We start from the raw sequence: 23,424 nt of genomic DNA, 5'->3' as shown, positions 1-23,424 counted from the left end.
GGCGTTCTCGGGCACGGTGGCGCATCAGTCCGCGATCGCGACGGGCCTGCACCAGCACTACTTCGACTACGCGACGGCGACGCTGGCGGTCAACACGGGCGACAAGCTGTTCGCTTATGTGTATCTGGACCCGGCGAACCCTCCGCGTGAGCTGATGTTGCAGTGGACGGATGGTTCGTGGGAACACCGCGCCTACTGGGGCGAGAACCTGATCACTTATGGAACAGCGGGCACGGTGAGCCGTTACAACGCTGGTGCGTTGCCTGCTACCGGCCAATGGGTCCGCCTCGAAGTCCCTGCCAGTGCCGTGGGCCTCGAAGGCAAAACCGTCAAGGGGATGGCGTTCTCCGCCTACGGCGGCCGTGTCACTTGGGATGCCACCGGCAAAACCGATGGCACCACCACCACGCCTCCGCCGACCGGTTCTGCTACCGTCACCGTGAGCGCCACGGATGCGAACGCCTCCGTGATCGGCCTCGATACCGGCGTCTTCACCATTACTCGCACCGGTGCGACCACGTCCGCCCTGACGGTGAATCTCGCCTACAGCGGCACTGCCACGAACGGCGTGAGCTACAACACGCTCGCCACCACCGTGACCATCCCCGCCGGTAGCGCCTCGACCACCATCACGCTGACGCCGAAAGCCTCAACCACCCTCGCCGCGAACAAGACCGCCACGCTGAAGGCTATCGCAGGCACAGGCTACACCCTCGGCGCTAACGCCTCCGCGAACGTCACCATCACTGGCAACGCCGTCGCGATCGGCGCCGTGAAGAAAGAGACCGGCGGCATGCGCATCATCTGGAACAGCACGGTTGGCAAGACCTACCGCGTCGTTCGCAAACAGAATCTTACCGACACCACCTGGACTGACCTCAGCGGCAACGTCCCGGCCACCAGCACCGCAGCAAGCTGGCTGGATACCGGCGCCACGGCGCAAGGTTTCTACATGGTGTTTGTGACCAATTAACCGTGGGCGAGCCCCTACGGTGTCTTGATCGCGCGGAAGTCCTGGCGAAAGCCGACTCCGCGCGATCTCCATTTTCCCCTCATCTCGTAGCCGCGGACATCAGTCCGCGCTAACTCGCCATCATTGCTCCCTTCATTGAAAGACCACACCCGAACTACACCGCACCATTCAAAAACCGTAGCCGCCGACATTAGTCGGCGCTAACCTCCATCACCGTCTCCATTCCTGTCTCAAACTCACGAACACACCACAAAACCCTTCATCTCGTAGCCGCGGACATCAGTCCGCGCAAACCTCTCCTATCGCTTCCTCCACCATCACTACTCCATCTCTCGTAGCGGCAATTTCCGCTCCTCAATCCCCGGCTCTCTCACCTTCAGATAGTATTCCCAAAACCACGGCCAAAATCCCTGTTCGCTCGGGTTCACATCGGGATAACCCGGAACTACCGCCCCGAAATATTTCCAATCTTCAACTCTCGCTACCAACCCCGCGCTCACCGGATTCATCAGCGAATAATCACAAACCTTCACAAACGCATCACGCTTCCGCTCCTCTTGCGATAACACATGGTCATGTGCCTGATGTTGAAATTTCAACGGTTTCAATTTCTTGCCCAACTGCGCTTTGAAGAACTTCATCCCATTCCGCTGATCACAATCCTTCCTTATCCCCATCCATACAAAATGCAGATGATCCGGCATCAGACAATACATCGGGCAAAGCAACCCTTCTCGCGCCGCAGTATGCAGCATCATTTCCCGGAAATTCGCGTGAAAGGAATCATCCAGCCATCCTTTCACCCGCTTCGCTGTCGGCACAGTCCAGAACACCACAGCGTCCGCCTGATAGAACACCCGTTTCAGCCTCGGCAGATAGTGAGAAAATGCCGAGCGCGGTTCCTTCTCTGGACGGAACAAATAATCCTCGTCTCTCATTTTGATGGATAGCGTCACTTCCTCAGCAAATTGCTTACGTACGCCTTGTGCGAAAAAAAGTTAGCGCCGACTAACGTCGACGGCTACCAAAATCACGAAGCGTCCGTCTCCTCTCGTAGCCGCGGACGTCAGTCCGCGCTAACCCCACCATCATAATCACCCTCTCGTCCAAACGCCTTTCGAACCCACACCGCGCCATTCAAACCCCGTAGCCGCCGACATTAGTCGGCGCAAACTCTCACATTCCCGGCCACAATTTTACATACCACGAACAAAATTCTGCATGGCTCCCGCCCTCCTCATCGTCTATTCTCCCGGCATAGCCAGTCATGAGCACTTTTAGTCCATCGCGCCGCCTTAACGCTTGGGTTCTCGCCGCTCTTTGCGCCGTATCAACCCTTTACCAACGCGACGCCCAAGCCGCCACCAAATCTTCGGACATCGACTTCAACCGCGATATCCGGCCCATTTTATCGGACAATTGCTTCCACTGCCACGGCCCCGATGAAAAGACCCGCAAGGCCAAGCTCCGCCTCGATACGAAAGACGGCATCCTGAAAGACCTCGGCGGCTATCAAGCCGTGAAGCCCGGCGACGCCAAGGCCAGCGAAGTCTGGAAACGCATCATCACCAAAGACGAGAACGACGTGATGCCTCCGCCGGAAACGCACAAAACGCTTAAGTCCGATCAAGTCGCCCTCATCAAGAAATGGATCGAAGCCGGTGCTCCCTTCGCCGGTCACTGGTCCTTTGAAGCGGCCAAACTTCCTGCCGTTCCTGCGGTGAAGGATACGAAATGGCCGCGCAACAGCATTGATAACTTCATCGCCGCCAAGCTCACCGAGCACAAGCTCAAGCCCTCATCGGAAGCTGATCGCATCACTTTGATTCGCCGCGTCACTTTCGATCTCACCGGCCTCCCGCCCACGTTGAAAGAGATCGAAGCCTTCGTCGCTGATAAATCTCCTGACGCCTACGAGAAAGTCGTCGATCGCCTCCTCGCCTCGCCGCGTTACGGCGAGCACATGGCCCGCTACTGGCTCGATGCCGCACGCTATGGCGATACTCACGGCCTGCACCTCGATAACGAACGCTCCATGTGGCCGTATCGCGATTGGGTCGTGCGCGCTTACAATGAAAACCTCCCGTTCGACCAGTTCACGAAATGGCAGATCGCCGGTGATCTCCTGAAGAACCCCACGCGCGACCAGCAGATCGCCTCCGGCTTCAACCGCTGCAACGTCACCACCAGTGAAGGCGGTTCCATCAATGAGGAATTCATCTTCCGCTACGCCGTGGATCGCACCGAGACCACCGCCGCCGTGTGGATGGGCCTCACCGCCGGTTGCGCGCAGTGCCACGACCACAAGTTCGATCCCATCTCGCAAAAAGAATTTTATCAGCTTTACGCCTTCTTCAACAGCGCAGCGGATCCGGCCATGGATGGTAACATCCTCCTCACCCCGCCAATCCTGAAACTCACTACACCCGCGCAAGAGAAACAGTTGAAGCAATACGACGCGGACATCGCGAACGTGAACACGAAGATCAAGGACGCGCTCGCCAAGCTCGATTACAAAGACCCCGCCGAACAAGATCCGAAGCCTGAGAAGAAAACTATCGAGACCGTGTGGGTGGATGACGATCTGCCCACCGGTGCGAAGCCGCAACATACTGCGGACAATCATCCCCTCAAATGGATCACCAGCGGCGAAGGCCCCGTGCACAGCGGCCAGAAAGCGATCAAGCGTTCCGGCAAAGGCATCGTGCAGGATTTCTTCGACGGCCTGCCGCAACAGCTCTTCGTGCCCGCGAAAGGCAAGATCTTCACTCACGTCTATCTCGACCCGAAAGATCCGCCGAAAGGTGTGATGCTGCAGTTCAACACCGGCTCATGGTCGCACCGCGCCTTATGGGGCGAGACGAACTCCATCGAGTGGGGCAAGGAAGGCACCGTGGAACGCATCGTCATGGGTCCGCTGCCCAAGACCGGCGAATGGGTGAAACTGGAATTCGACATCGCGAAACTGAAGCTCAAGGCCGGCACGAAGTTCGCGGGCCTCGCCTTCACACACAAGGACGGCACGATGTATTGGGACAAGACGGGCGTGAGTTACACCGTCGATCCCGCGAATGATCCCACCTACTCGCTCTCCCTCTGGCTCAAAACGAACCAGGGCAAAGTCGTCGCCGGTGTGCCCGATGACGTGAAGAACATCCTGCGCTCCATCAAACCCGAGGAACGCAAACCCGAGCAGCATCAGCGCCTGCGCGATTATTATTTCGAGAACGTCTGCCAGGGCACGAGCGACATCTTCGATCCCCTGCGCGCGGAGAAGAAACCCTTTCAGGACAAGCGCGATGAACTCGATAAAAGCATCGACGCCACCTTCATCATGGCCGATCTCCCGCAGAAGCGCGACGCCTTCGTGATGATCCGCGGTCAATACAACCAACCCGGCGACAAGGTGAAGCCCGGCACACCCGCCGCCTTCCCGAAAATCAAATCGCGCAGCGAGATCCCTGACCGTCTCGACCTCGCCGATTGGCTCGTCTCCGAAGAAAACCCGCTCACCGCCCGCGTCACCGTGAACCGCTATTGGCAGCAATTCTTCGGCACTGGACTCGTGAAAACCTCCGGTGATTTCGGCTCGCAAGGCCAGCCGCCGTCACACCCTGAACTGCTCGACTGGCTCGCCGTCACCTTCCGTAAACAAGGCTGGGACACGAAGAAATTCGTGCGCCTCATCGTCACCTCCGCCACCTACCGCCAGGATTCAAAGGTGAACGCCAAACTCATCGCCGCCGATCCCGAGAATCTCCTTCTCGCACGCGGCCCACGCTTCCGTTTCGATGCCGAAGTCTTGCGCGATAACGTCCTCGCCGTCAGTGGCCTGATGAACAACACCATCGGCGGCAAGGCCGTGAAACCTTACCAGCCCGAGAACATCTGGGAGCCCGTCGCCTACAGCGGCAGCAACACGCGCTACTACAAGCAGGACGCGGGCGACGCCCTCTACCGCCGCAGCCTCTACACCTTCATCAAGCGCACCGCGCCCGCGCCCGCGATGACCACCTTCGATGCCCCCAGCCGCGAAGCCTTCTGCGTGAAGCGCGAACGCAGCAACACGCCCTTGCAAGCACTGCAACTGATGAACGACGTGCAACACTTCGAAGCCGCCCGCGCCTTCGCCCAACGCATGATGAAAGAAGGCGGCACCACCGTGAGCGACCGCCTCGCCTTCGGTTTCCAAACCGCCACTGGCCGCGAACCGAGCAAACAGGAAACCGAAGTGCTGAAAGACAGCTACTTCAAACAACTCGTCCGCTACGAGAAAGACACTGAAGCCGCCAAGAAAGCCATCAGCTACGGCGATTCCAAAGCAGACACCACACTGAATGTGAGCGAACTCGCCGCCTACACCATAGTGGCGAACATGGTCCTGAACATGGATGAAGTAGTGACGAAGAACTGACTTCGTAATGACCAATGCCGAAATCCGAATGACGAAGGAATGCCAAATGACCAAGCCCCAATGGCTGGATGAGTTATCTGATAGTGATGACTCATCGGACCTTGCTTTTTGGGGCGTTGAGAATTGGCAGTTGGGCGCACCCGATTCATCTCCTTCCGTTTTGAAGGAAGACGCTTCATCAGCGGATCAGAAGTTTGATTTGGAAGAACGCACAGCCTTGTTCGGCGAGCGCATCATTCGCTTCTGCAAAAAGATCCCCACAAGTCCGACAAACAATTCCCTGATCAGCCAGCTAGTCCGATCAGGCACAAGTGTAGGAGCAAATTACTGCGAAGCAGATGACTCTGTTTCCAAAAAAGAATTTAAGAACAAGATTGGCACCTGCCGTAAAGAAGCCAGAGAAACCAAATACTGGCTCCGCATGATCGCTACCGCCGAAGAACCCTTGAAAGACGAGGCTCGCGCGATCTGGAAAGAAGCCCGCGAAATCCATCTCATCTTCTGCAAAATCTTTAGAAGCTCCTGACATGAACAAACCACTGACACCGAACTCTCATTTGAGCATTAGACATTGCTCATTCCTTCGTCATTCGGATTTCGTCATTGGTCATTCTCCCTGCATATGAATTCTGAGTATTTGAAACACATCAACCGCCGCCAGTTCTTCGCCGGTGCCGGTCTCGGCGTCGGCTCCATCGCCCTGGCCATGTTGGGCGGCATGCCTGGCATGCTGAACGCCGCTACGAAGAAAGGCACCCGCGTTCACCCGCCCTTGCCCGGCCTGCCTCATTTCACCCCGAAGGCCAAACGCATCATCTACCTCCACATGAACGGCGGGCCATCACAGCTCGACACGTTCGATTACAAGCCGAAGCTCGTGGAGCAGTTTGATAAGGACTTGCCGGAATCCATCCGCAAAGGCCAGCGCATCACCACCATGACGAGCGGTCAGGCGCGCTTGCCCGTCGCTCCGTCGAAATTCAAGTTCGCCCAGCACGGCAAGTGCGGTATGTGGGTCAGCGAATTGCTTCCGCACACCGCGAAGATGGTGGATGACATCGCGCTCGTGAAAACTGTGCACACGAACGCCATCAATCACGATCCCGCCTGCACCTTCGTGATGACCGGCAGCGAACTCCCCGGCAAAGCGAGCCTCGGTTCCTGGCTCTCCTACGGCCTCGGCAGTGAGAATAACGACCTGCCCGCTTTCGTCGTCCTCACGCCCACGTGGTCCTCCGGTTCTGCCGCCCAAGCTTTGTTCACTCGCATGTGGAGCTCCGGCTTCCTCGCCACCGGCCATACCGGCGTGGCATTGCGTTCACAGGGCGATCCCGTGCTCTTCGTGAAAAATCCTCCTGGCGTGGATGCCAGTGCGCGCCGCGACATGCTCGATGGCCTTGGCCAGTTGAACGCCGCCACGCACAAACGCTTCGGCGATCCCGAGACCCTCACGCGCATCGCTCAATACGAGATGGCCTTCCGCATGCAGACCTCCGTGCCGGACCTCATCGATTTCTCGAAGGAATCGAAAGCCACGCTCGAGATGTATGGCCCGGACGTCACCAAGCCCGGCACCTTCGCCCACTCCGCCTTGCTCGCGCGGAAACTCGCCGAGCGCGATGTCCGAGTCGTGCAAATCCTCCATCGCGGCTGGGATCAGCATAACAACCTGCCGAAAGACATCTCCGACCAATGCCGCGATGTGGACCAACCCACCTACGCACTCTTGAAAGACCTGAAAGATCGCGGCCTCCTGAAAGACACGCTCGTCGTCTGGGGCGGTGAATTCGGCCGCACCGTCTACTCCCAAGGCACCCTCACAAAAGAGAACTACGGTCGCGACCATCATCCGAAAAACTTCTGCATGTTCATGGCCGGCGGCGGCATCAAAGGCGGCGTGGTTTACGGCGAGACCGATGACTACAGCTACAACGTCGTGGAAAACCCCGTCCATCTGAACGACCTGAATGCAACAATCCTCCACTGCCTCGGCATCGACCACAGCAAATTCACCTACCGCTTCCAAGGCCTGGATCAGAAATTAACAGGCGTGGAAGAAAGCCACGTGGTGAAGGGAATCCTCGCCTGACGGCGTTGCGGAATGACGAATGTCCAAATCCGAATGACCAAGGAATGACTAATACCCAATGCCCAAGCCATTGGTGCTTGGACATTGTTCATTCCTTCGTCATTGGTCATTACTCTTTATAACTCTCCCTCTTTCTCACCGTAGAAGAGGTCATACGCCCGCCGATACTCCTCCTCCGGCACAAACACCTTCGCCTGCCGGTTCAGATCATCGGGATCGCCATCCACATCGATCAACTCCTCTTTCGCCGCGATGCCATGCTTCTCCAGCATCAGCACCAGCATCTCCGTATTGATCACGGGACCTGTGTAAAAAAGTTTCATAAATCACTCTTCGGCTTGAACAATACTTCAACAGCGCGGACAAGCCCTTTATCATCACTCGTTCGTCGAAGAACTGGCGCTACAAAAGCATATCGTGGCAATATGGTTTTGATCTTGGCCGTTGCATAATCGATGGGATCTGCAGCATTCAACGGCACATGGATGGCAACTCCCGAAAATTTTGCCCATGCATGTATGTGAAACTCCACCTCACCATCTGGAAAAATATCCGGTGCCGCTTCAACACTAGCTCGACCCTCCGCGAAGACTTCCAATTGCGCTCCGCGAATCTGGCCAAACCGCAAACGTAGAGCAATGATGTCCTCCCAATGCGAAGACATGTCACAATCAAACCTGAATCCACATTCCTGCCTATCCATCTCAACACTTTTACCTATTAGCTCATACCAGCTTACTCTGCCTACAAGGGGATGTACCTGCATGCCAAACAGCACCTCAACTGCTTCATTTGGAAAACTCGTCAAATGACTCTGGCTCTGAAGCTGCAGAGTCCATGAAAAATCCTCACTATAACCATACGATGCAGTTAGGCAGCACGCATCATCGTCCGGCTTAAACACGTATTTTTTTACGAGCGTGAACATGATGGCGATGTCCTTCTAGCTTGCCGAATCCTTCACCTTAAATTCAAACGCCCCATCGCCTCCCTCACCATCTTTCCTCGCTACCTTCCCCTGAAAATAATCCTTCACCCTCGGATCAAAATAAAGATACCGCACCGGCACCACCACCTGCATCAAGAACACGACCGCCATGTAAATCCAAGATGCGCCCCAAAAAGCATTGTAAAAAAATACGAGGCTCGTCAGCACTGCCACTGGCCTCATCCAGTGGCTGCGATTCAACAATCCCACGGCCAACATAAGCGCCACTCCGACCAAAGCCGCCCATTCCCACCAAATGTGTTCCGTTTTGATCGGATCGAAGAAAGCAGTGACCGGGATGGAAACCGCCATTAACACACACATCATTGTCCCCGCTCGCAATCCGCCCGGCATCGCAAAAAACGCGTCCAGCAAATGAAACGCTCGCAGCTCGATCCGTTCTTGCCATCCGCTGACGATCGTCACTTTTTGAAAATGCGCGGCGATCTCCGCCCAATATAAGCGCGAGCAACCCATCACCAGCAAAACCCCGCCTATTATGGCTAATCCTCCCACCATCCCCCAGATGTGAACCTCATCATCGATTACCGATCTCCATCGCCAGAAAGGCGAATACAAAACCGCCACCGTCTGGCCAACCGCATAGTTGCCCGCTGCTGAATAAGTGTTCGGCTGGTCCGTATGCTCCTGCCCTTGCGCATCACGATAACGATACTTGGGCGCATAACTGCTATGCCCATCCTCATCGCGACTCTCAACCAACGCCTCCACCGTCCCCGTCGTGCGCTCCGCCGTCAGCACAAAGAAGCCCCGCTCCACTCCCAGCAACACTGAGCACATCACCATTAGAAACCCGATCACCGTCACCAGCCGGCTCCATATGCTCGCCAAACCTGTTTCAAAACTCTTCAGCAGCAATTCCCCTACAAAACCCTTCGCACCACCAAACCGCCGCACCACGGCACGACTCAACATCAGGCTGAGAAAAACAATGAAGATGGCAGATGCGAGTAACACAACTTTGTTTCCTTTTCTCTTCCTGATTGCAAACTAAACAAACGATCCCGACAAGGAGATTACCGCCTTAATTCCCATTAGCTTTGCCGCTTAAAGATATACTCCCTCACCTCTTTGGTGAACAGCAGCCACAAGATCATGCAGCACACCACGAACTGTCCCACTCCAACGAGATCGAACAACACATCCCGCCCATGCTCGGCCAGCCCACCCTCCAGCATCAGCCGCAGTAAGCGCAGCGAATGCCCCAGCCCACCGAATGTCCGTAAGACTACCAACGCCAGCAATGTCCACCAACCCCACTTTTGCCAGTCTTGCACACTAGCCGCCGCGAACACCAGCACAAGCATCTGAAAAAAACCGATGAGAATCGCCTTCACCCACCCCACATGCCCGCTGAACGCCGATGCGCAAAAGCTGAGCAAAACGATAAGCCCCAGCAGCATTCCGTACCCGGCCACATGCCGCACCCGCTTCGGAGCATTCTTGATCGCCTCCATCCTCGCTTCCATGTCCGGCGGTGTCGTGTTGCTCATGCGTTGTCCTCGTTAAATCTCTCTTCCTTGGTAGTAAAGCTTCCCCAATCCCGCCTTGGCAATCTCCGCATTCGCCATCACGCGCGCCCACAGCCTCTTGATCCGCTCATCCGCGAACGCCTTGTGAAACCGTATCTCCACCCGCCTCTCCATCACCAATCCCGCCACCGCATTCCCGCGATAATCATCCTCGTAACTCAACCCCATCCCCTTCATATCGCGATGCTGCTGCGTCGCCGGAAAGAACAGGATGCCGCTGTCATTCAGGATGAACTTCACACTCCCTTTCCTTTCCTTCAGCAACTCTGCACCGTTGATATCCATAGAACCGCAAAATCTCTGCAGGCTTCATTCCGTGCAACGCCCGGCTCATTTACCATCGGGTAAACCTAGCGTATCGTCCTCCATGCCAGCAGCAAATGTATTCCATGGCGGTTGCCTGTGCGGCACTGTGCGCTATGAGGCCACGGGCCGGCCCTACGACATCACCCATTGCCATTGTCTCGATTGCCGCCGGAGCAGCGGCGCGCCCTTCATCACCTGGGCATGTTTCCGGCGCAGCTCCTTCCGCTATACCTCGGGCCAGCCGCGTGAACTGCACTGGGCGGGCCGCCTCCGCTGCTTCTGCGCTCATTGCGGCACACCTCTGGTGTTTATGACCGGCCCGGATGCTGATGAGATTGGCGTCACCATCTGCAGCCTGGATGAACCTGACTACTTGCTAGCCGCCGATCATACTTGGACGGAAGATAAACTCCCTTGGATCAAACTGGACGATGGCTTGCCCCATTTTACTCAAAACCGTCCGTCATAGATCGCCCTCTTGATCACTCTTACCCCTTTATGCGCGTACTCGGTATATTCTGCAGTCCTCCCCTTGAAAGTTTTTAATCCTTCCGCCCTTTTTTCTTCGTCTTGAAGAGCTCCATCTGCGGTTCCTTGAAAAAATCGTAGTTCTTCAAGATACGGATTGTTTGGAGCAAGTCGGATTTCTGGTAGTTCCGGTTCGTCTCGGTGTAGTTCACCAGATCGCTCAACATGCCTTGGAAGGGGATGACCGCATCAATGCCTTTGGCGCGCAACAGTTCGATGCTTTGATCCCTCGCTTCAGTGCTCTGCGGCAAGGCGGGGACAACCAGTATCTTCGTCAACGGACCACCTTCACCGATCGCCTTCTCCGCCTGTTTGAACACTTCCGGCTGCACGAAGCGGAAAATCTCCGGTGCGTGAGCGAGAACGGCTGGGCTGAAGGTCTCCGTGTGCCAGCCTTTCACCACCACCACGGCCCGGGAGATGCTCGGCAAATCCCGCGAACCCAAGATGAAGGGCAATGGCTCGGTGGAGATCTCGTAGTGCGGGTTGAGGACAAAGAAATCGATGTCATCATCTTCGCGCTTGGAGGGCGCCACATGCTTGCGCTGCTGGCGGACGAAGAAACCGTGGAGCTCGAAATACTCGCGGACGATCGTTTCGCTGACAGCAGACATAGTAGTAATTTTATCAATTCCGGTTCAAATCGCCCCAGCCGCCATAGGCAGGGTCCGCGGCTTGCCCCGATTCACTGTCGGGGGTCCTCAACGGGCCACCCCCTCCTAGCCGAGGAGCGAGGCTCTACTTTCCCTTCTGAAAACTGAACACTGAAAACTTGAAACTCAGTCCTCAATCTCATCCAACACCTCATTCACCACCGCATCCGCCACACTCTGCCCCCACACGATCCCGCCGATCTTCTTCGCCAGCACAAACTTGATCTCCCCACCGCTCACCTTCTTATCCAGCTTCATCGCGGCGAAAAGAGCTTTGCGCTGCGCCGCCGTCAGTTTCACCGAGATGGGCAGGCCAGACCGAGCGAACAACGTCGCGATTCGTTCCACTTCGGGAACGCTCAACCCGCTAAGATGCGCCGAAAGATGTGCAGCCGCCACTTGCCCGATCGAGATTGCCTCACCGTGCAAATACTTCCCGTAAGACGAAATCGCTTCCAATCCATGCCCGATCGTATGACCGAAATTCAAGATGGCGCGCAAGCCCGTCTCGGTTTCATCCTGGCTCACCACCTCCGCTTTCACTTCGCAAGAGCGGGCGACGGCATAAGTGAGCGCGGCATTGTCCCGTTGCAACAACTTCGCCAAATCCTTCTCCAAACGCGCGAAGAACTTCGCATCATAGATGATGCCGTATTTGATCACCTCCGCGAGGCCTGCCTTGAACTCGCGCTCGGGCAGCGTCTTCAACGTATCCTGATCGCACAGCACCAGCTTGGGTTGATGGAACGCGCCTACCAGATTCTTGCCTGCCTTGAGATTCACGCCCGTCTTGCCGCCCACAGAACTATCCACCTGCGCGAGCAAAGTCGTGGGCACTTGCACGAAGGCCATACCGCGCAAGTAAGTCGCTGCCACGAATCCCGCGAGATCGCCCACCACACCACCACCGAGCGCGACGATGAAGGATTTCCGCTCCAACCGATGCGCCGCCATCTGCGCGTAGCATTGCTCCACCACCTTCAAATTCTTGGACCGCTCACCGGCAGGCATCGTGATGAGCACCGGCTCGAAGCCCGTTGCCGTGAGAGATTTCATGGCCATATCCGCAAAGAGCGGTGCCGTGTTGCTGTCCGCGATCACCGCGCAACGCTTGCCCAAGGAAAGTTTGCGACACTCCCGCCCCAAACGGACGAGCAGATCGCGACCAATCAGGATGTCATAACTCCGGCTGCCTAACGCCACATGAACCGTACGCATGCCCGAAGGATAGGCAAAGCAATGGTGGAGTAAAGGCTGGGCCACCGAATATGCGCCCGCAAGGAGCACGAGTCTCCGACCCGCAGCAACGTCCAATAACTCAAACGGATGAAATCGCTCGACTGCGGCAAATCTCCACTATTTCTAAACTTTGATAATGGTAAACCTTATGAAGAACGAGGGCGTAGTCACCCCCGCCCGAACTCGCGACCCTGTCGGAGCTCGGAGGGGTGATGGATGCCGGGATTTGCCCGTAATACTGATGCTCTTTAGAGATTACAAATCCCCTCACGGAAACAACTCCATCAACGCATCCGCAAACAGCTTCATCCCCCGCGCATCCGGGTGATTGATCGAGTTCAGCATGATCGTGCTGTGCGGTATGCCCTGACGCCACAAGCGACCATAGCGCAATGACGCATCCGCCAGCGCCACATTGTTCTTCGCCGTGAACTCGCGTAACCCCTTCACATACGCGCGCGGATCCTCATCGATGTCCCGTTCACGATTCAGCCCCATCCAATCCGGACGCGTGTAATGTGGCGTGAGGATGATCCACTCCGCACCGATCTCTTTGAAATCTCCGAGCAATTTCCCATACCGCTCCTCCACCTGCTTCACCGTGAGCCCCGCATCATTCACGAACTCGGACACGATCAAGTCGGGCTTCACCGCCAGCACCTTCTCCTTGTAGTTATGCTCACTGCCCGGAGGTTCATTGAGATAGCTGCTTGTATTGCGACCACCCCAAGCCTCCGTGATCAGCTCGATCTTCGATTTTGGAAAACGCTCCTGCAAACGCGTCACGAACTGGTTCTGCCAACGGTTCTTCTGATAGTCCGGCACATACGTGCCCACAGTCACGCTATCGCCCCACGCGAGAATACGGATCGGCTCGCCGCTCTGCAATTTCTTGAGAGCCTTTGGCACGCGCTGCTCCGCGATCGTCGGTGAAGCTTTCTTGGCCTCCGGATAAGTGTTCTCCAAGATCGGAAAGAGATTGTCCGCCGAAAGTTTGGTCACATGACCCGGCAACCACACATTCGCCAACCGGCTTTCCCCATTCTTCAACTCCGGTGGCAACGGCGCCGCCGCCAGCGGTTTGCCCGCGCGATACTCGATCTTGTTTCCACCCGTCAGCACCACCGCATCCAAGCGCAAAAGACTGTGCTGATAACTCGCATAAACCGCCTGCCCATCCTTGATCACCCCATTCGTCAACCGCCCGATCGTTCCCCAAACCAGGTCGATCTCATAATCCTTCCCCCGCACGAATGTCTCCGAGGACTCTTCCGCGCCCGCACGCAGCACAAAGCTGTTCGTCACTAAGAGGAACGGAGTCGTCGTCTCCTGCGCTTTCAGCGGCGTCAGTTGCACACCCCGCGCCCAGCCACCACCCGTCGTCTTATACACCGGCAGAGACGCATACTTCTGCGCCTTCACCGTGAAGAGCGTGTTCGGCTCCACCTTGATCGCGGTCGGCTTGATCTTCACATTATCCGGCGGCGTCACCTCGATCTCCCAATCCCCCGTGACCTTCACCGCCGTCGCACTGACCGGCTTGATCGGCGACAACCCCAGGCAAAACACACTCGCAACCAATAAAAGAGAAATACGTTTCATGGAATAGATTCAGTATGCAGACAGACGCTAAAAACGAGAAGTAGATTCAAACGATCACTGACATAACTAGGGCAACCCCGAAATGTTCAAAAACCTCAGGCGCTAGCAAATGCTCTCCCTCTCCCCTCAACGGGGAGAGGGCAGGGGTGAGGGGTGAGTCGTAGCACCGCCGCTTACGCTACTTATTATTAAACAAATCCAACAACATCCCACTCATCGCCGTCACGCCCGATTTGATGCTCGGCTCCGCCGCCGGTGCGAAGAACGGCGAATGGATCGTTGGCAACGCCTTCTTCTCCTGCATGGATTTCTTCACCACCTCCGGATTCACCACACCCAGCCACAACATGCTGATCGGTATCTTGTCCTCCGTGCGACCATACTCCGAGAAATCCTCCCCACCCATCACCGGCTGCCGCTCAATCGCCGCTCCCTTGCCGAGCCACTGATCCACCACACCCGCGAGACGCCGCGTAAGCGCCGGATCATTGTAACAAGCCGGCGTATATTCATCGCTGAACTTCACGATCGGCATCCGGTCCTCCGGCACACCCGCCGCCTTCGCCAAGTTTTCCGTGATGCGCTTGATCGCTGCGATCGTCTGCGCGCGCACCTGATCTGTATAGGAGCGCAACGTCAGTTGCAGCGTCACTTCATCCGGGATGATGTTATGCTTCGTACCGCCGTGGATGGAACCCACCGTGACCACCGCAGATTCCGTCGGCGAAATCTCCCGGCTCACGATTGTTTGCAAGGCAATCACCGTCTGCGCCGCGAGCACAATGGGATCTTTCGCCCCGTGCGGGTAAGCTCCATGCCCGCCCACACCACGGATCGTGATGTCCACAGAATCCACATTCGCCAGCGCAAAGCCCGGCACATAACCCACCGTGCCCACCGCCATGTCGGAAGCGACGTGCAACGCCACGACCTTCTCCGGCTTCGGGAAGCGTTTGAAAAGACCATCCTTCAACATCGCTCGCGCACCACCGCCTTTCTCCTCAGCGGGCTGGCCGATGACCACCAGCGTCCCCTTCCACTGATCTTTCAATGCGCTCATCACCCGTGCTGTGCCGATGAAGGAAGTCATATGCACATCATGCCCACACGCATGCATCACCGGCACCTCTTTGCCATCGGGATCGACCGTCTTCACCTTGCTCGCATACGGCAGACCCGTTTGTTCCGGCACCGGCAAGGCATCCAAGTCCGTGCGGAGCATGAGCGTCGGCCCGCTGCCATTCTTCAGCACACCCACCACGCCATGCCCGCCCACTTTGGTCGTCACCTCGAAGCCCGCCTTCTTCAACTCCTCCGCGATTCTCTGCGCGGTCTTCTCCTCTTGGAATGACAACTCCGGATTTGCATGCAGATGCTGATAAAGCTTCACCAAGTCCGCCGTTTCCGCCGCAACCTTCGTCGTCACCTTCTGTTTCAAATCCGCAGCAGGCTGCGCCTGAAGCCCTTGCAGCGTCAGCGTGAGTCCCAGAGCCAGCAACAAAGCAAAACGGGTGTTCATAGATAACAGGGTTTTGTCACCCACAGTTAACCCATAATTCGTTAGAAGCCAATTCAAATGCACTTAGTAAAGTGTCCAAATTAGGGCAAATTTCACTTTTCAGCAATAGAGCCAAAAGTTATCTATACCCTATGATATGCTCTCGAAAGAACTGGGCTTAAAAGCAAAATACTATTATGTCGCTACCAGAAAGTCCGAATGCTTCAAGCGAAGATCAAACACTCTCGTCTGGTAGTCAGCCGACAAAAGATGATGTTTTGGGTGCCTTAGACGTTGAGCTGGCAACCATCGAGACTACAAGCTCCAAAGCTGGCTGGAACATGTGGGGATTGGTGGCAGCCTTAGCCAGTGTTTGCTGGTTGATGCTAGGCGAAATCGGGGAGGACAAGTTCAATCTACTGAGTTCGTTCTATTATTTGATATGCATGCTGATTTTGGCCGATCTCGGTTTGCTGGTTTTCAGTGGCTCTAACAGTAGTTTCAATCGAAGCAGCGAAGCTAGATTTCGTCCAACGCGCTTTATCGAGCATCGAAGACAGTTTTTCTATTTCTCCTTTCTCCGTGCACTAATGCTCTATGGGCTGGGTGTTTATTTCGGCTATTCGACAAGCACTGCAGTCCCGTTATTTTTTCACGTATATTCGTTGGTAATGATAGTGCTTTGGATTTGCGCGATACTTCTTGTCTTGCTTGATGATATTAATTTGCAAACAAACTCCTCAGATGTGAAAGAGTCGAAAGGATATGTATTTAATTATTTATTTCTTTCCATTCCAATTGCCTGTATTTTTGAATACACAAATCTTCCGTGGACACCTGATTCTGCTATACCTAGCTTCAAGTTGGCTCTGTTGCTTGCTGCAAGTATTGAGATTTCTCGACTGATTATATCTCACAGCAAAACGCCACCATTGTATCAGGCATTGTACTCTATTCGACGTAATTTATTTTTTGGAAAAATCACTTGCTTAGAGGCTGTGAAACAAATGGAAATTACTTTAAATGGGTTGCGTCTTTCAGAGATTTTCCAAGATGATTTGCAAGCCCTTCTTTCAGCTTTGAATGCAATGTCCATTAAAACCAAGGAGAATAGGGTGGCTCTTTTGGAGACGCTCAAGGATTCCAAGAGGATCGAAGGTGATTATATTGGTCAAGAAATGACTGGGGAGCGAATCCGTGAATTCAAAGCCCGTTTTTCGAAGTTCAAGGAGGATCCGTCAGTTGATAGGGTGCTTGCTAGCTCAAACGAGACTAGGCAAATGTTTCGAGCGTTTAAAGAGAGATACAGGAAATTTGCTCAAAAGATGAAACTAACCGCAGCTTGCAATAACAATGTGCAGTCTGAGCTTTATGTTTTGCTTAGTCAACTTGATGACGCCTTGAGTGTTACGGAGAAGGAGATAGATGACTTCTTGGTCGTTGTCAATCAGTGTCAGAGATCAATGGAATCACTTGAATTGTTTTCGGAGACTTTGGATAAATGAGTATGTAGCGTATGCTTAGTATGCGAATGCACATTTGTTTACGATTTTTTTTGATGATTTGCACTTTTCTGCAGATCTTTCCGCTCTTTGCCCAATCTCCGGCCAGGACAAACGTCGTCCAGCCGTCCATCGACACCATCCTCAGCAACGTCATCGCCCGCTACCAGATCGTCTCCACCCAGCGCCAGACCATCTATAACTACAAGCAGACCACCATCATCGAGGAACTGGACAGCAAAGGCGTGGTGAAAGAGCGCAAGGAGAAGTATTACGATGTGAAACTCATCGGCGGTATGCCTCGCGCCAAGCTCCTGCTCGTGAACGGCAAGCAACTCACCGGCAAAGCGTTGAAGGAAGAGGAAGAACGCGACAAAAAACGCGCCCAACGTTTCGATGAAAAGAAAGACACACCGGAGTATGAAGTGCTCGTCTCTAAAGAACTCATCAGCCGCTATAACTTCCGTTTCAAAGGTGTTGAAGAACTGAATGGTCGAGCCTCCTACATCCTCTCCTTCGCCCCGCGCAGCGATGACCTGCCCATCGACAAGATGCAGGACCGCGTGCTGAACAAGCTCTCCGGCATGGTCTGGGTGGACTGCGAAGATTTCGAAGTGGCCCGTGCTGATCTGCATCTTTCCGACCGCGTGAAACTCCTCGGCGGCTTCATCGGCGCCCTTGATATCTTCGACCTCGAACTGAACCGCTCCCGTTCACCCTATGGCGCGTGGTATAATCAACTCGGCTCCCTGAAAGTCGAAGGCCGCAAACTCTTTTCCCCCATCCGTTTCAAAGCCCAAGAATCCGCCGACGAATTCAAACTGTCCGACCCCGCCCCCATCACCAAAGCCGCCCGTTAAGAATTGAAGTGTATGAAGCTATCTTCCTTCTCCCATTCGAGGTGAGAAGGATTGAGGATGAGGGGTGCCCCTGTTTCTACACTCCTAATTCTCCATTCTTCATTTTCAGATCTCTCGATGTTCGAAGTTGGGAGTTGGACGTTCGATATTTCCCCTCAACTTAATATCCCCTTTACCACATCCCCCTTCACATCCGTCAGCCGGAAATCCCGCCCCGCATACCGATACGTCAGCTTCTCGTGATCCAGCCCCAGCATGTGCAGGATCGTCGCGTGGAAATCATGGATATGCACCTTGTTCTCCACCGCCTCCGCACCGTATTCATCCGTCTGACCGTAGGAGAAACCAGCCTTCGCACCGCCACCGGCCATCCAGATCGTGAAACCCTTGTTGTTATGATCGCGCCCGTCATTGTTCTGCGCGAACGGCGTGCGACCGAACTCGCCGCCCCAGATCACCAGCGTATCTTTCAATAACCCACGCTGCTTCAAGTCCGTGAGCAACGCCGCAATCGCCTTGTCCACGCTACCCGCATTCTGCGCGTGATCATTCTTCAAGTCGCGATGCTGATCCCACCCGCCGGAACCCACCTCCACGAAACGCACACCCGCCTCCACCATACGCCGCGCCAGCAAGCATTGTTTGCCAAAGCGATCCGTATCGCCCTCGCCGATGCCATACATCTTCTTGGTCGCTTCTGTTTCTTTGCTCAGGTCCATCACCTGCGGCACTTCGCTCTGCATGCGGAAGGCGAGCTCGTAAGATTCGATCACACCTTCCACCTGCGGATTCACCTGATCCTTCGCGAGCCGTTCGCGGTTCAGCGATTGGATGAAATCCAGTTGCGCTCGCTGCCCGCCATTCGAGAGCTTGCTGTTCGAGATGTTCGCCACTTTCGATTCCATCTCCAAGCCACTCCGTTGAGCGCCTAGTCGCGGACCTTCCGCTCCGATGCGTGTGCCCTGATAGATCGCTGGTAAAAACGAACTGCCGTAATTCTGCGCCCCACCATTGTTCAGCGGCGGATTCAACGTGATGAAGCCCGGCAGATTCTCATTCTCTGTGCCCAGCCCGTAGAGCGTCCACGCACCCAGTGAAGGCCGCACGAACTGAAAACTCCCCGTGTGCATCTGCATGAACGCCTGCGGGTGTGCGGGCAGATCCGTCTGCATGGATCGGATGAGGCACATGTCATCCGCATGCTTCGCCGTTTCCGGAAACAGTTCTGAGATCCATAATCCGCTCTTGCCGTGCTGGGAGAATTTCCATGGTGACGCCAGCAGCTTCGCCTGACCACCACGCCCCGGCGCTTTCACCGTCTTGCCATCGTTTTGTTGCAGGAACGGTTTGTAATCAAACGTGTCCACGTGCGATGGCCCGCCGCTCATGCACAGGAAGATCACATGCTTGGCCGTGGGTTTGAAGTGCGGCTGCTTCGGATCAAGCGGCCCCGCTTTCATCGCTGCATCCGCCGCCTTGGCCGTGAGCCCGGCGAACGCCATGTAGCCGAAGCCCGACCACAAGCCTTTCAGCATCGCGCGGCGCGAGAAGTTCCAACCCGTATTGGCAGAAGTATTGGTGTTCATGATGTCCTCACTCAGTTCACGATGCGAAATTCCGCGCTACCCAACAGCGCCTGGCAATAAGCTGTCAACGCGGCCCAGCGCAATTGATCACGATTGGCGAAGTTCTTCTCCTCAGCCGCGTAGAACTTCTCGAAGAACTTGTTGATCGCCGCCACTTCCTGAGCCGTGGCACGACGGCTGAAAGCGAGTTCGAATCCTTTTTGTCCCAGCTCCGAACCTTTCGCCCCGCTCGCATACAGGCGGTCCGCCATCGACTGCGCGAGCTTATACACCGTCGCGCTGTTCATCAGATAGAGCGCCTGCGAAGGCACCGTCGTCTCTTCACGATCACCCGTCACCAGGCTCGTCTCGGCAAAGTCGAAGACCGAGAGCGATTCCGGCACCATGTCGCGCAAGATTGGCAGATAGACCGAACGCGAATTATTATCCCGTTGAAAACCACCGAAGCGCAGCATCTGCTGCGTAGGCCCTTCCGCATTCGCCGCCACCGACCCGCGATACGGCTTCAGATCCAGAACGCCCGCAGTGGCTAGCATGGAATCACGCAACGCCTCCGCATCCATGCGACGCTTGCTCATGCGCCAGTGCGCGGTGTTGTCCGGATCGATGCTGTAATTGTGCGAGGAATATTCCGAGCTGAGCTGATACGTGTGGCTCATCACCACTTGCTTCACGAGCTGTTTTACTGACCAACCATTCTCTACGAACGAGATCGCCAGATGATCGAGCAACGCTTGATTGGAAGGCTTCTGGCCAGTCGTGCCGAAATTATCCGGCGAGGCCACGATGCCTTGCCCAAAGAGATTCACCCAAACGCGATTCGCCATCACCCGTGCCGTCATCGGATTTTCTGGCGAGGCGATCCATTCTGCGAGTTCGAGGCGGCCACTGCCTTTATTGATCTTGGCCGGTTGCTCTTTCGTGCTGCTCACGATCTGCACGAAACCACGCGGCACGACTTCCTGCGGCTTGTCCAGTTCACCGCGCGCGAGCAGAGCGATATCACGCGGCGTGCCCTTGTCTTGCACGCCCATGGCCAGCGCGACGTTCGCTTTGCCTTCGCTGTCATAACGTCCGAGCAACTTCTCCAGGATACCGATCTGGCTGGTATTGCGGATGAATCTCGGGTCCGTGAACATCGCGCGATCATTGCTTCCGCGCACCTCTTCCAATTCGCTCTTCGCCGTGGCGAGCTGCCGTTGCATCGTCGTGATTTGCTGCGCCGGCATGGATGGAGCTTCAGTAACCTTTGCTCCTGCCGGCAACGTGTTGAGCGGCGTGGATTGGTTGTTTTGGATGAAACGCGGCGTGCCGAAACGAGTCTCCGTGCTCATGAATATGCCCGCGAGCGCGTAGTAATCAGTCTGCGGTACCGGATCGAACTTGTGATCGTGACAACGCGCACACGCGACCGTCATGCCCAGCATCCCTTGCGTCACGGCATCGATCTGCTCATCCGCGACGTCCAATTGGAACTGGCGGAAATCGCGGGAATTATGCGATTTCGGCCCAATGGCCAGATAACCCGTGGCGATGAGTTTATTCGCCTTGTCTGTCTCGTTCTTCGCCGGGAGCAAGTCGCCCGCGAGCTGCTCTTTCAGGAATTGATCGTAAGGCTTGTCTTCATTGAACGATTGGATGACCCAATCGCGATAACGCCAAGCGTGCGGATATACCACGTTCAATTCTTTGCCGCTCGATTCCGCATAACGCGCCACATCCAACCAATGACGCCCCCAACGCTCACCGAATTGCGGTGAGGCGAGCAGCTTGTCCACGACCTTCTCAAACGCCTTCGGATCCTTGTCCTGCTCGAACGCAGTCACTTGTTCCGGCGTGGGCGGAATGCCGATGAGATCGATATAAACCCGGCGCAGCAACGTGACCTTGTCCGCATCACCGACAGGGATGAGCCCCTTTTTATCGAGCTCCGTGCGGACATATTTATCAATGTCATTGTGTACCCAAGCGGTGTCTTTCACCGCTGGAGCCGCTATTTTCTTCGGAAGCTGAAAAGCCCAATGCTCCTTGCCCTTTTCCAGATCTATTCCCTTGGCGAGCTTCGCCTTGCCATCGCGCGGATCGGGTGCGCCCATCTTCACCCACTTCTCGAAATCCGCGATGATTTCTGGCGCGAGTTTGCTGCCCTGTTTCTTCGGCGGCATCTGCAGATCGGAATCCGTGTAACGGAGTGCTTTGATGAGCAAGCTGCCCTCGATATCGCCGGGGATGACGCCATGACCTGTGTCACCGCCATTACGCAAGCCTTCACGTGTATCCAGTGCGAGTCCACCTTTCACCTTCTCCGCTTCAGCCGAATGGCACTCGTAACATTTGCCCACCAATACGGGACGAATCTTGTTCTCGAAGAATGCGAGTTCTTCGCTCGTGGGCGCACGCTCCGTCATTGCCGGTTTAGCCGCAGCTTTCGGAGCAGGAGCCGGTTCGGGTGGTGGAGTACCTTGCAGACGCGCGGCACGCTGGATATCGACAAGGCCGCGATACTCTTCGAGTGACAGCTTGTCATCACCGCTCTTGTCGAGCTGCATGAAAAGATAATCACTGGCATCAGCATTGCCCTTCAGGCGCGGAGAATATTCAGCGAGCTTGCTGAACTCCTGACGGCTAAGCTTGTTGTCACGATTCGTATCCAGTAGACGATAGAGCCCATCCATCCGCTGCTCGTCTGTCAGCCCCCTTGCCTTGGGAGCTTGCTTGGTATTAGTTTGCGCCAAGGAAACAGCAGCACTCGCACCGAGAACCACAGCGAGCAGACCGCAGAGCGTGCGGTTCGGTTTGAGAGCGTACGTTTTCATAGCGCGTTTGTGTCGTCGTAGGTGACGCCGGAAGCGTTCACGAGTTACACCCTATTTAACGTGAGAGGAGGGAAAATAGGTCGGTGAAAAATAGGGCGGGAAATTTCGCTCCCAAAATGACAAACTTTGTGAACGTTGACTATTACCTGCTATGGTGAGGCAAAGCTGCCGCTTTGCCCTGACTTTGGTCTTCACCGCCGAACTCGTAAACTGAACCGGCCATTGAAAACGTCGCCCGTGATTGCCGAATCTCACTTCGCATACTACAACACTCTCCATGAATTCGATGCTTTGGGTCGGAATCGGCAGCGCACTCGGCGGCATGGTGCGGTATGGCATCTCACTGGCCGTCGCCAAGCAATCGGATAGCCTTTTCCCCATCGCCACGTTAACCGTTAACGTCACAGGTTCTTTTCTGATAGGCTTTTTGCTCGCGGCGACGGCGGAAGACGGTCGCTGGGCCTGTCCTGAAGTAGTGCGTAATTTCCTGATGGTGGGCATCTTGGGCGGTTACACCACGTTCTCTTCCTTCAGTATCCAGACGGTGCAATTGATGGAGAAAGGGGCTTGGGGAATGGTCACGGCCAACATCCTTGGGTCAGTGATTCTCTGTCTCGCCGGGGCTTGGGCGGGATTACGGCTGGCGCGGGCTTTAGTGTAGTCTGCGAACGCCTACTGTACCAAGATTTGACGAATTCGGGGGTTAAGGTAGGGTTTTTCACGGCTTCCGCGTCAACGGCGGTGCCTTTGTTCAGTGAAAAATCAAACGCTCATGCCTGGTCGTTTCATGTCTAATCTGGTTCCGGCGTGGTCCCCG

The 23,424-nt window shown here is 55.5% G+C and carries 20 protein-coding genes; 8 read left to right on the top strand and 12 right to left on the bottom strand.

Going from position 1 to position 23,424, the window contains the following annotated elements; translation table 11 throughout:
* On the top strand, nt 1–973 hold a 973-nt coding region (locus VGH19_10450; protein ID HEY1171781.1), incomplete at its 5' end, for a hypothetical protein.
* A gap of 320 nt (nt 974–1,293) precedes the next feature.
* Here VGH19_10450 and VGH19_10445 read toward each other — a convergent pair.
* Nucleotides 1,294–1,911, bottom strand: a complete 618-nt coding sequence (locus tag VGH19_10445; GenBank protein HEY1171780.1) for a hypothetical protein — start codon at nt 1,909–1,911, stop codon at nt 1,294–1,296.
* Nucleotides 1,912–2,240: 329 nt separating this feature from the next.
* Here VGH19_10445 and VGH19_10440 point away from each other — a divergent pair, with 329 nt between their 5' ends.
* The 3 genes from VGH19_10440 to VGH19_10430 all read left to right on the top strand — a co-directional run bounded on the left by VGH19_10440 (nt 2,241) and on the right by VGH19_10430 (nt 7,476).
* A complete protein-coding gene (locus VGH19_10440; protein ID HEY1171779.1) occupies nt 2,241–5,387 on the top strand; it encodes a PSD1 and planctomycete cytochrome C domain-containing protein in 3,147 nt (1,048 codons plus the stop codon).
* A gap of 7 nt (nt 5,388–5,394) precedes the next feature.
* On the top strand, nt 5,395–5,913 hold the full coding sequence (locus VGH19_10435) for a four helix bundle protein (protein HEY1171778.1): 519 nt from the start codon (nt 5,395–5,397) through the stop codon (nt 5,911–5,913).
* 96 nt (nt 5,914–6,009) lie between these two features.
* Complete coding sequence (locus VGH19_10430; GenBank protein HEY1171777.1) at nt 6,010–7,476, top strand: DUF1501 domain-containing protein; 1,467 nt, start codon at nt 6,010–6,012, stop codon at nt 7,474–7,476.
* A gap of 116 nt (nt 7,477–7,592) precedes the next feature.
* Here VGH19_10430 and VGH19_10425 read toward each other — a convergent pair whose 3' ends face one another.
* From VGH19_10425 to VGH19_10405, 5 genes are all read right to left on the bottom strand, one after another.
* Nucleotides 7,593–7,799 carry a hypothetical protein gene (locus VGH19_10425; protein ID HEY1171776.1) on the bottom strand — a complete coding sequence of 69 codons (207 nt, stop codon included), beginning with the start codon at nt 7,797–7,799 and terminating at the stop codon, nt 7,593–7,595.
* On the bottom strand, nt 7,796–8,404 hold the full coding sequence (locus VGH19_10420) for a hypothetical protein (protein HEY1171775.1): 609 nt from the start codon (nt 8,402–8,404) through the stop codon (nt 7,796–7,798). Before VGH19_10420 ends, VGH19_10425 begins: the two co-directional genes overlap by 4 nt.
* Before the next feature lie 15 nt (nt 8,405–8,419).
* On the bottom strand, nt 8,420–9,442 hold the full coding sequence (locus tag VGH19_10415; GenBank protein ID HEY1171774.1) for a DUF3592 domain-containing protein: 1,023 nt from the start codon (nt 9,440–9,442) through the stop codon (nt 8,420–8,422).
* A gap of 77 nt (nt 9,443–9,519) precedes the next feature.
* Nucleotides 9,520–9,978, bottom strand: coding sequence for a hypothetical protein (locus tag VGH19_10410; GenBank protein HEY1171773.1), 459 nt, complete (start codon nt 9,976–9,978; stop codon nt 9,520–9,522).
* Between the two features lie 12 nt (nt 9,979–9,990).
* On the bottom strand, nt 9,991–10,302 hold the full coding sequence (locus VGH19_10405) for a hypothetical protein (protein HEY1171772.1): 312 nt from the start codon (nt 10,300–10,302) through the stop codon (nt 9,991–9,993).
* Nucleotides 10,303–10,384: 82 nt separating this feature from the next.
* Between VGH19_10405 and VGH19_10400 the strand changes: the two genes are divergently transcribed.
* Nucleotides 10,385–10,792 (top strand): GFA family protein, encoded by a 408-nt coding sequence (locus VGH19_10400; protein HEY1171771.1) that lies wholly within the window; start codon nt 10,385–10,387, stop codon nt 10,790–10,792.
* Between the two features lie 73 nt (nt 10,793–10,865).
* Here VGH19_10400 and VGH19_10395 read toward each other — a convergent pair whose 3' ends face one another.
* The 4 genes from VGH19_10395 to VGH19_10380 all read right to left on the bottom strand — a co-directional run bounded on the left by VGH19_10395 (nt 10,866) and on the right by VGH19_10380 (nt 15,864).
* The gene (locus VGH19_10395) at nt 10,866–11,465 is read right to left on the bottom strand and encodes a hypothetical protein (GenBank protein HEY1171770.1); all 600 of its coding nucleotides are present in this window, start codon (nt 11,463–11,465) and stop codon (nt 10,866–10,868) included.
* A gap of 165 nt (nt 11,466–11,630) precedes the next feature.
* Nucleotides 11,631–12,722, bottom strand: coding sequence for a 3-dehydroquinate synthase (aroB, locus tag VGH19_10390; protein HEY1171769.1), 1,092 nt, complete (start codon nt 12,720–12,722; stop codon nt 11,631–11,633).
* A gap of 288 nt (nt 12,723–13,010) precedes the next feature.
* Entirely contained in the window at nt 13,011–14,345 is a 1,335-nt protein-coding gene (locus tag VGH19_10385) for an SGNH/GDSL hydrolase family protein (GenBank protein ID HEY1171768.1), read from the bottom strand.
* Between the two features lie 178 nt (nt 14,346–14,523).
* Nucleotides 14,524–15,864, bottom strand: a complete 1,341-nt coding sequence (locus VGH19_10380) for an amidohydrolase (protein ID HEY1171767.1) — start codon at nt 15,862–15,864, stop codon at nt 14,524–14,526.
* 176 nt (nt 15,865–16,040) lie between these two features.
* Here VGH19_10380 and VGH19_10375 point away from each other — a divergent pair, with 176 nt between their 5' ends.
* Entirely contained in the window at nt 16,041–17,348 is a 1,308-nt protein-coding gene (locus tag VGH19_10375; GenBank protein ID HEY1171766.1) for a hypothetical protein, read from the top strand.
* A 53-nt stretch (nt 17,349–17,401) separates the two neighbouring features.
* Nucleotides 17,402–18,205 carry a hypothetical protein gene (locus VGH19_10370; GenBank protein ID HEY1171765.1) on the top strand — a complete coding sequence of 268 codons (804 nt, stop codon included), beginning with the start codon at nt 17,402–17,404 and terminating at the stop codon, nt 18,203–18,205.
* Between the two features lie 155 nt (nt 18,206–18,360).
* Here VGH19_10370 and VGH19_10365 read toward each other — a convergent pair whose 3' ends face one another.
* Both VGH19_10365 and VGH19_10360 read right to left on the bottom strand, forming a co-directional pair.
* On the bottom strand, nt 18,361–19,791 hold the full coding sequence (locus tag VGH19_10365; GenBank protein ID HEY1171764.1) for a DUF1501 domain-containing protein: 1,431 nt from the start codon (nt 19,789–19,791) through the stop codon (nt 18,361–18,363).
* 11 nt (nt 19,792–19,802) lie between these two features.
* The gene (locus VGH19_10360; protein ID HEY1171763.1) at nt 19,803–22,607 is read right to left on the bottom strand and encodes a DUF1549 domain-containing protein; all 2,805 of its coding nucleotides are present in this window, start codon (nt 22,605–22,607) and stop codon (nt 19,803–19,805) included.
* A 277-nt stretch (nt 22,608–22,884) separates the two neighbouring features.
* On the opposite strand from VGH19_10360, the gene crcB reads away from it, so the two are divergent.
* On the top strand, nt 22,885–23,268 hold the full coding sequence (crcB, locus tag VGH19_10355) for a fluoride efflux transporter CrcB (GenBank protein HEY1171762.1): 384 nt from the start codon (nt 22,885–22,887) through the stop codon (nt 23,266–23,268).
* Nucleotides 23,269–23,424 lie beyond the last annotated feature (156 nt).

This window comes from Verrucomicrobiia bacterium (genome assembly GCA_036405135.1).
Taxonomy (GTDB): Bacteria; Verrucomicrobiota; Verrucomicrobiia; order Limisphaerales; family JAEYXS01; genus JAEYXS01.
The sequence above is the reverse complement of the archived record's forward strand: the minus strand, read 5'-3'. Positions and strand labels throughout refer to the sequence as shown.

What these genes read in the sequence shown, in the direction of transcription:
- VGH19_10445 (HEY1171780.1), bottom strand. Translation starts at nt 1,911, where the DNA reads ATGAGAGACGAGGATTATTTGTTCCGTCCAGAGAAGGAACCGCGCTCG.
- VGH19_10440 (HEY1171779.1), top strand. Translation starts at nt 2,241, where the DNA reads ATGAGCACTTTTAGTCCATCGCGCCGCCTTAACGCTTGGGTTCTCGCC.
- VGH19_10435 (HEY1171778.1), top strand. Translation starts at nt 5,395, where the DNA reads ATGACCAATGCCGAAATCCGAATGACGAAGGAATGCCAAATGACCAAG.
- VGH19_10430 (HEY1171777.1), top strand. Translation starts at nt 6,010, where the DNA reads ATGAATTCTGAGTATTTGAAACACATCAACCGCCGCCAGTTCTTCGCC.
- VGH19_10425 (HEY1171776.1), bottom strand. Translation starts at nt 7,799, where the DNA reads ATGAAACTTTTTTACACAGGTCCCGTGATCAATACGGAGATGCTGGTG.
- VGH19_10420 (HEY1171775.1), bottom strand. Translation starts at nt 8,404, where the DNA reads ATGTTCACGCTCGTAAAAAAATACGTGTTTAAGCCGGACGATGATGCG.
- VGH19_10410 (HEY1171773.1), bottom strand. Translation starts at nt 9,978, where the DNA reads ATGAGCAACACGACACCGCCGGACATGGAAGCGAGGATGGAGGCGATC.
- VGH19_10405 (HEY1171772.1), bottom strand. Translation starts at nt 10,302, where the DNA reads ATGGATATCAACGGTGCAGAGTTGCTGAAGGAAAGGAAAGGGAGTGTG.
- VGH19_10400 (HEY1171771.1), top strand. Translation starts at nt 10,385, where the DNA reads ATGCCAGCAGCAAATGTATTCCATGGCGGTTGCCTGTGCGGCACTGTG.
- VGH19_10395 (HEY1171770.1), bottom strand. Translation starts at nt 11,465, where the DNA reads ATGTCTGCTGTCAGCGAAACGATCGTCCGCGAGTATTTCGAGCTCCAC.
- aroB (HEY1171769.1), bottom strand. Translation starts at nt 12,722, where the DNA reads ATGCGTACGGTTCATGTGGCGTTAGGCAGCCGGAGTTATGACATCCTG.
- VGH19_10385 (HEY1171768.1), bottom strand. Translation starts at nt 14,345, where the DNA reads ATGAAACGTATTTCTCTTTTATTGGTTGCGAGTGTGTTTTGCCTGGGG.
- VGH19_10380 (HEY1171767.1), bottom strand. Translation starts at nt 15,864, where the DNA reads ATGAACACCCGTTTTGCTTTGTTGCTGGCTCTGGGACTCACGCTGACG.
- VGH19_10375 (HEY1171766.1), top strand. Translation starts at nt 16,041, where the DNA reads ATGTCGCTACCAGAAAGTCCGAATGCTTCAAGCGAAGATCAAACACTC.
- VGH19_10370 (HEY1171765.1), top strand. Translation starts at nt 17,402, where the DNA reads ATGATTTGCACTTTTCTGCAGATCTTTCCGCTCTTTGCCCAATCTCCG.
- VGH19_10365 (HEY1171764.1), bottom strand. Translation starts at nt 19,791, where the DNA reads ATGAACACCAATACTTCTGCCAATACGGGTTGGAACTTCTCGCGCCGC.
- VGH19_10360 (HEY1171763.1), bottom strand. Translation starts at nt 22,607, where the DNA reads ATGAAAACGTACGCTCTCAAACCGAACCGCACGCTCTGCGGTCTGCTC.
- crcB (HEY1171762.1), top strand. Translation starts at nt 22,885, where the DNA reads ATGAATTCGATGCTTTGGGTCGGAATCGGCAGCGCACTCGGCGGCATG.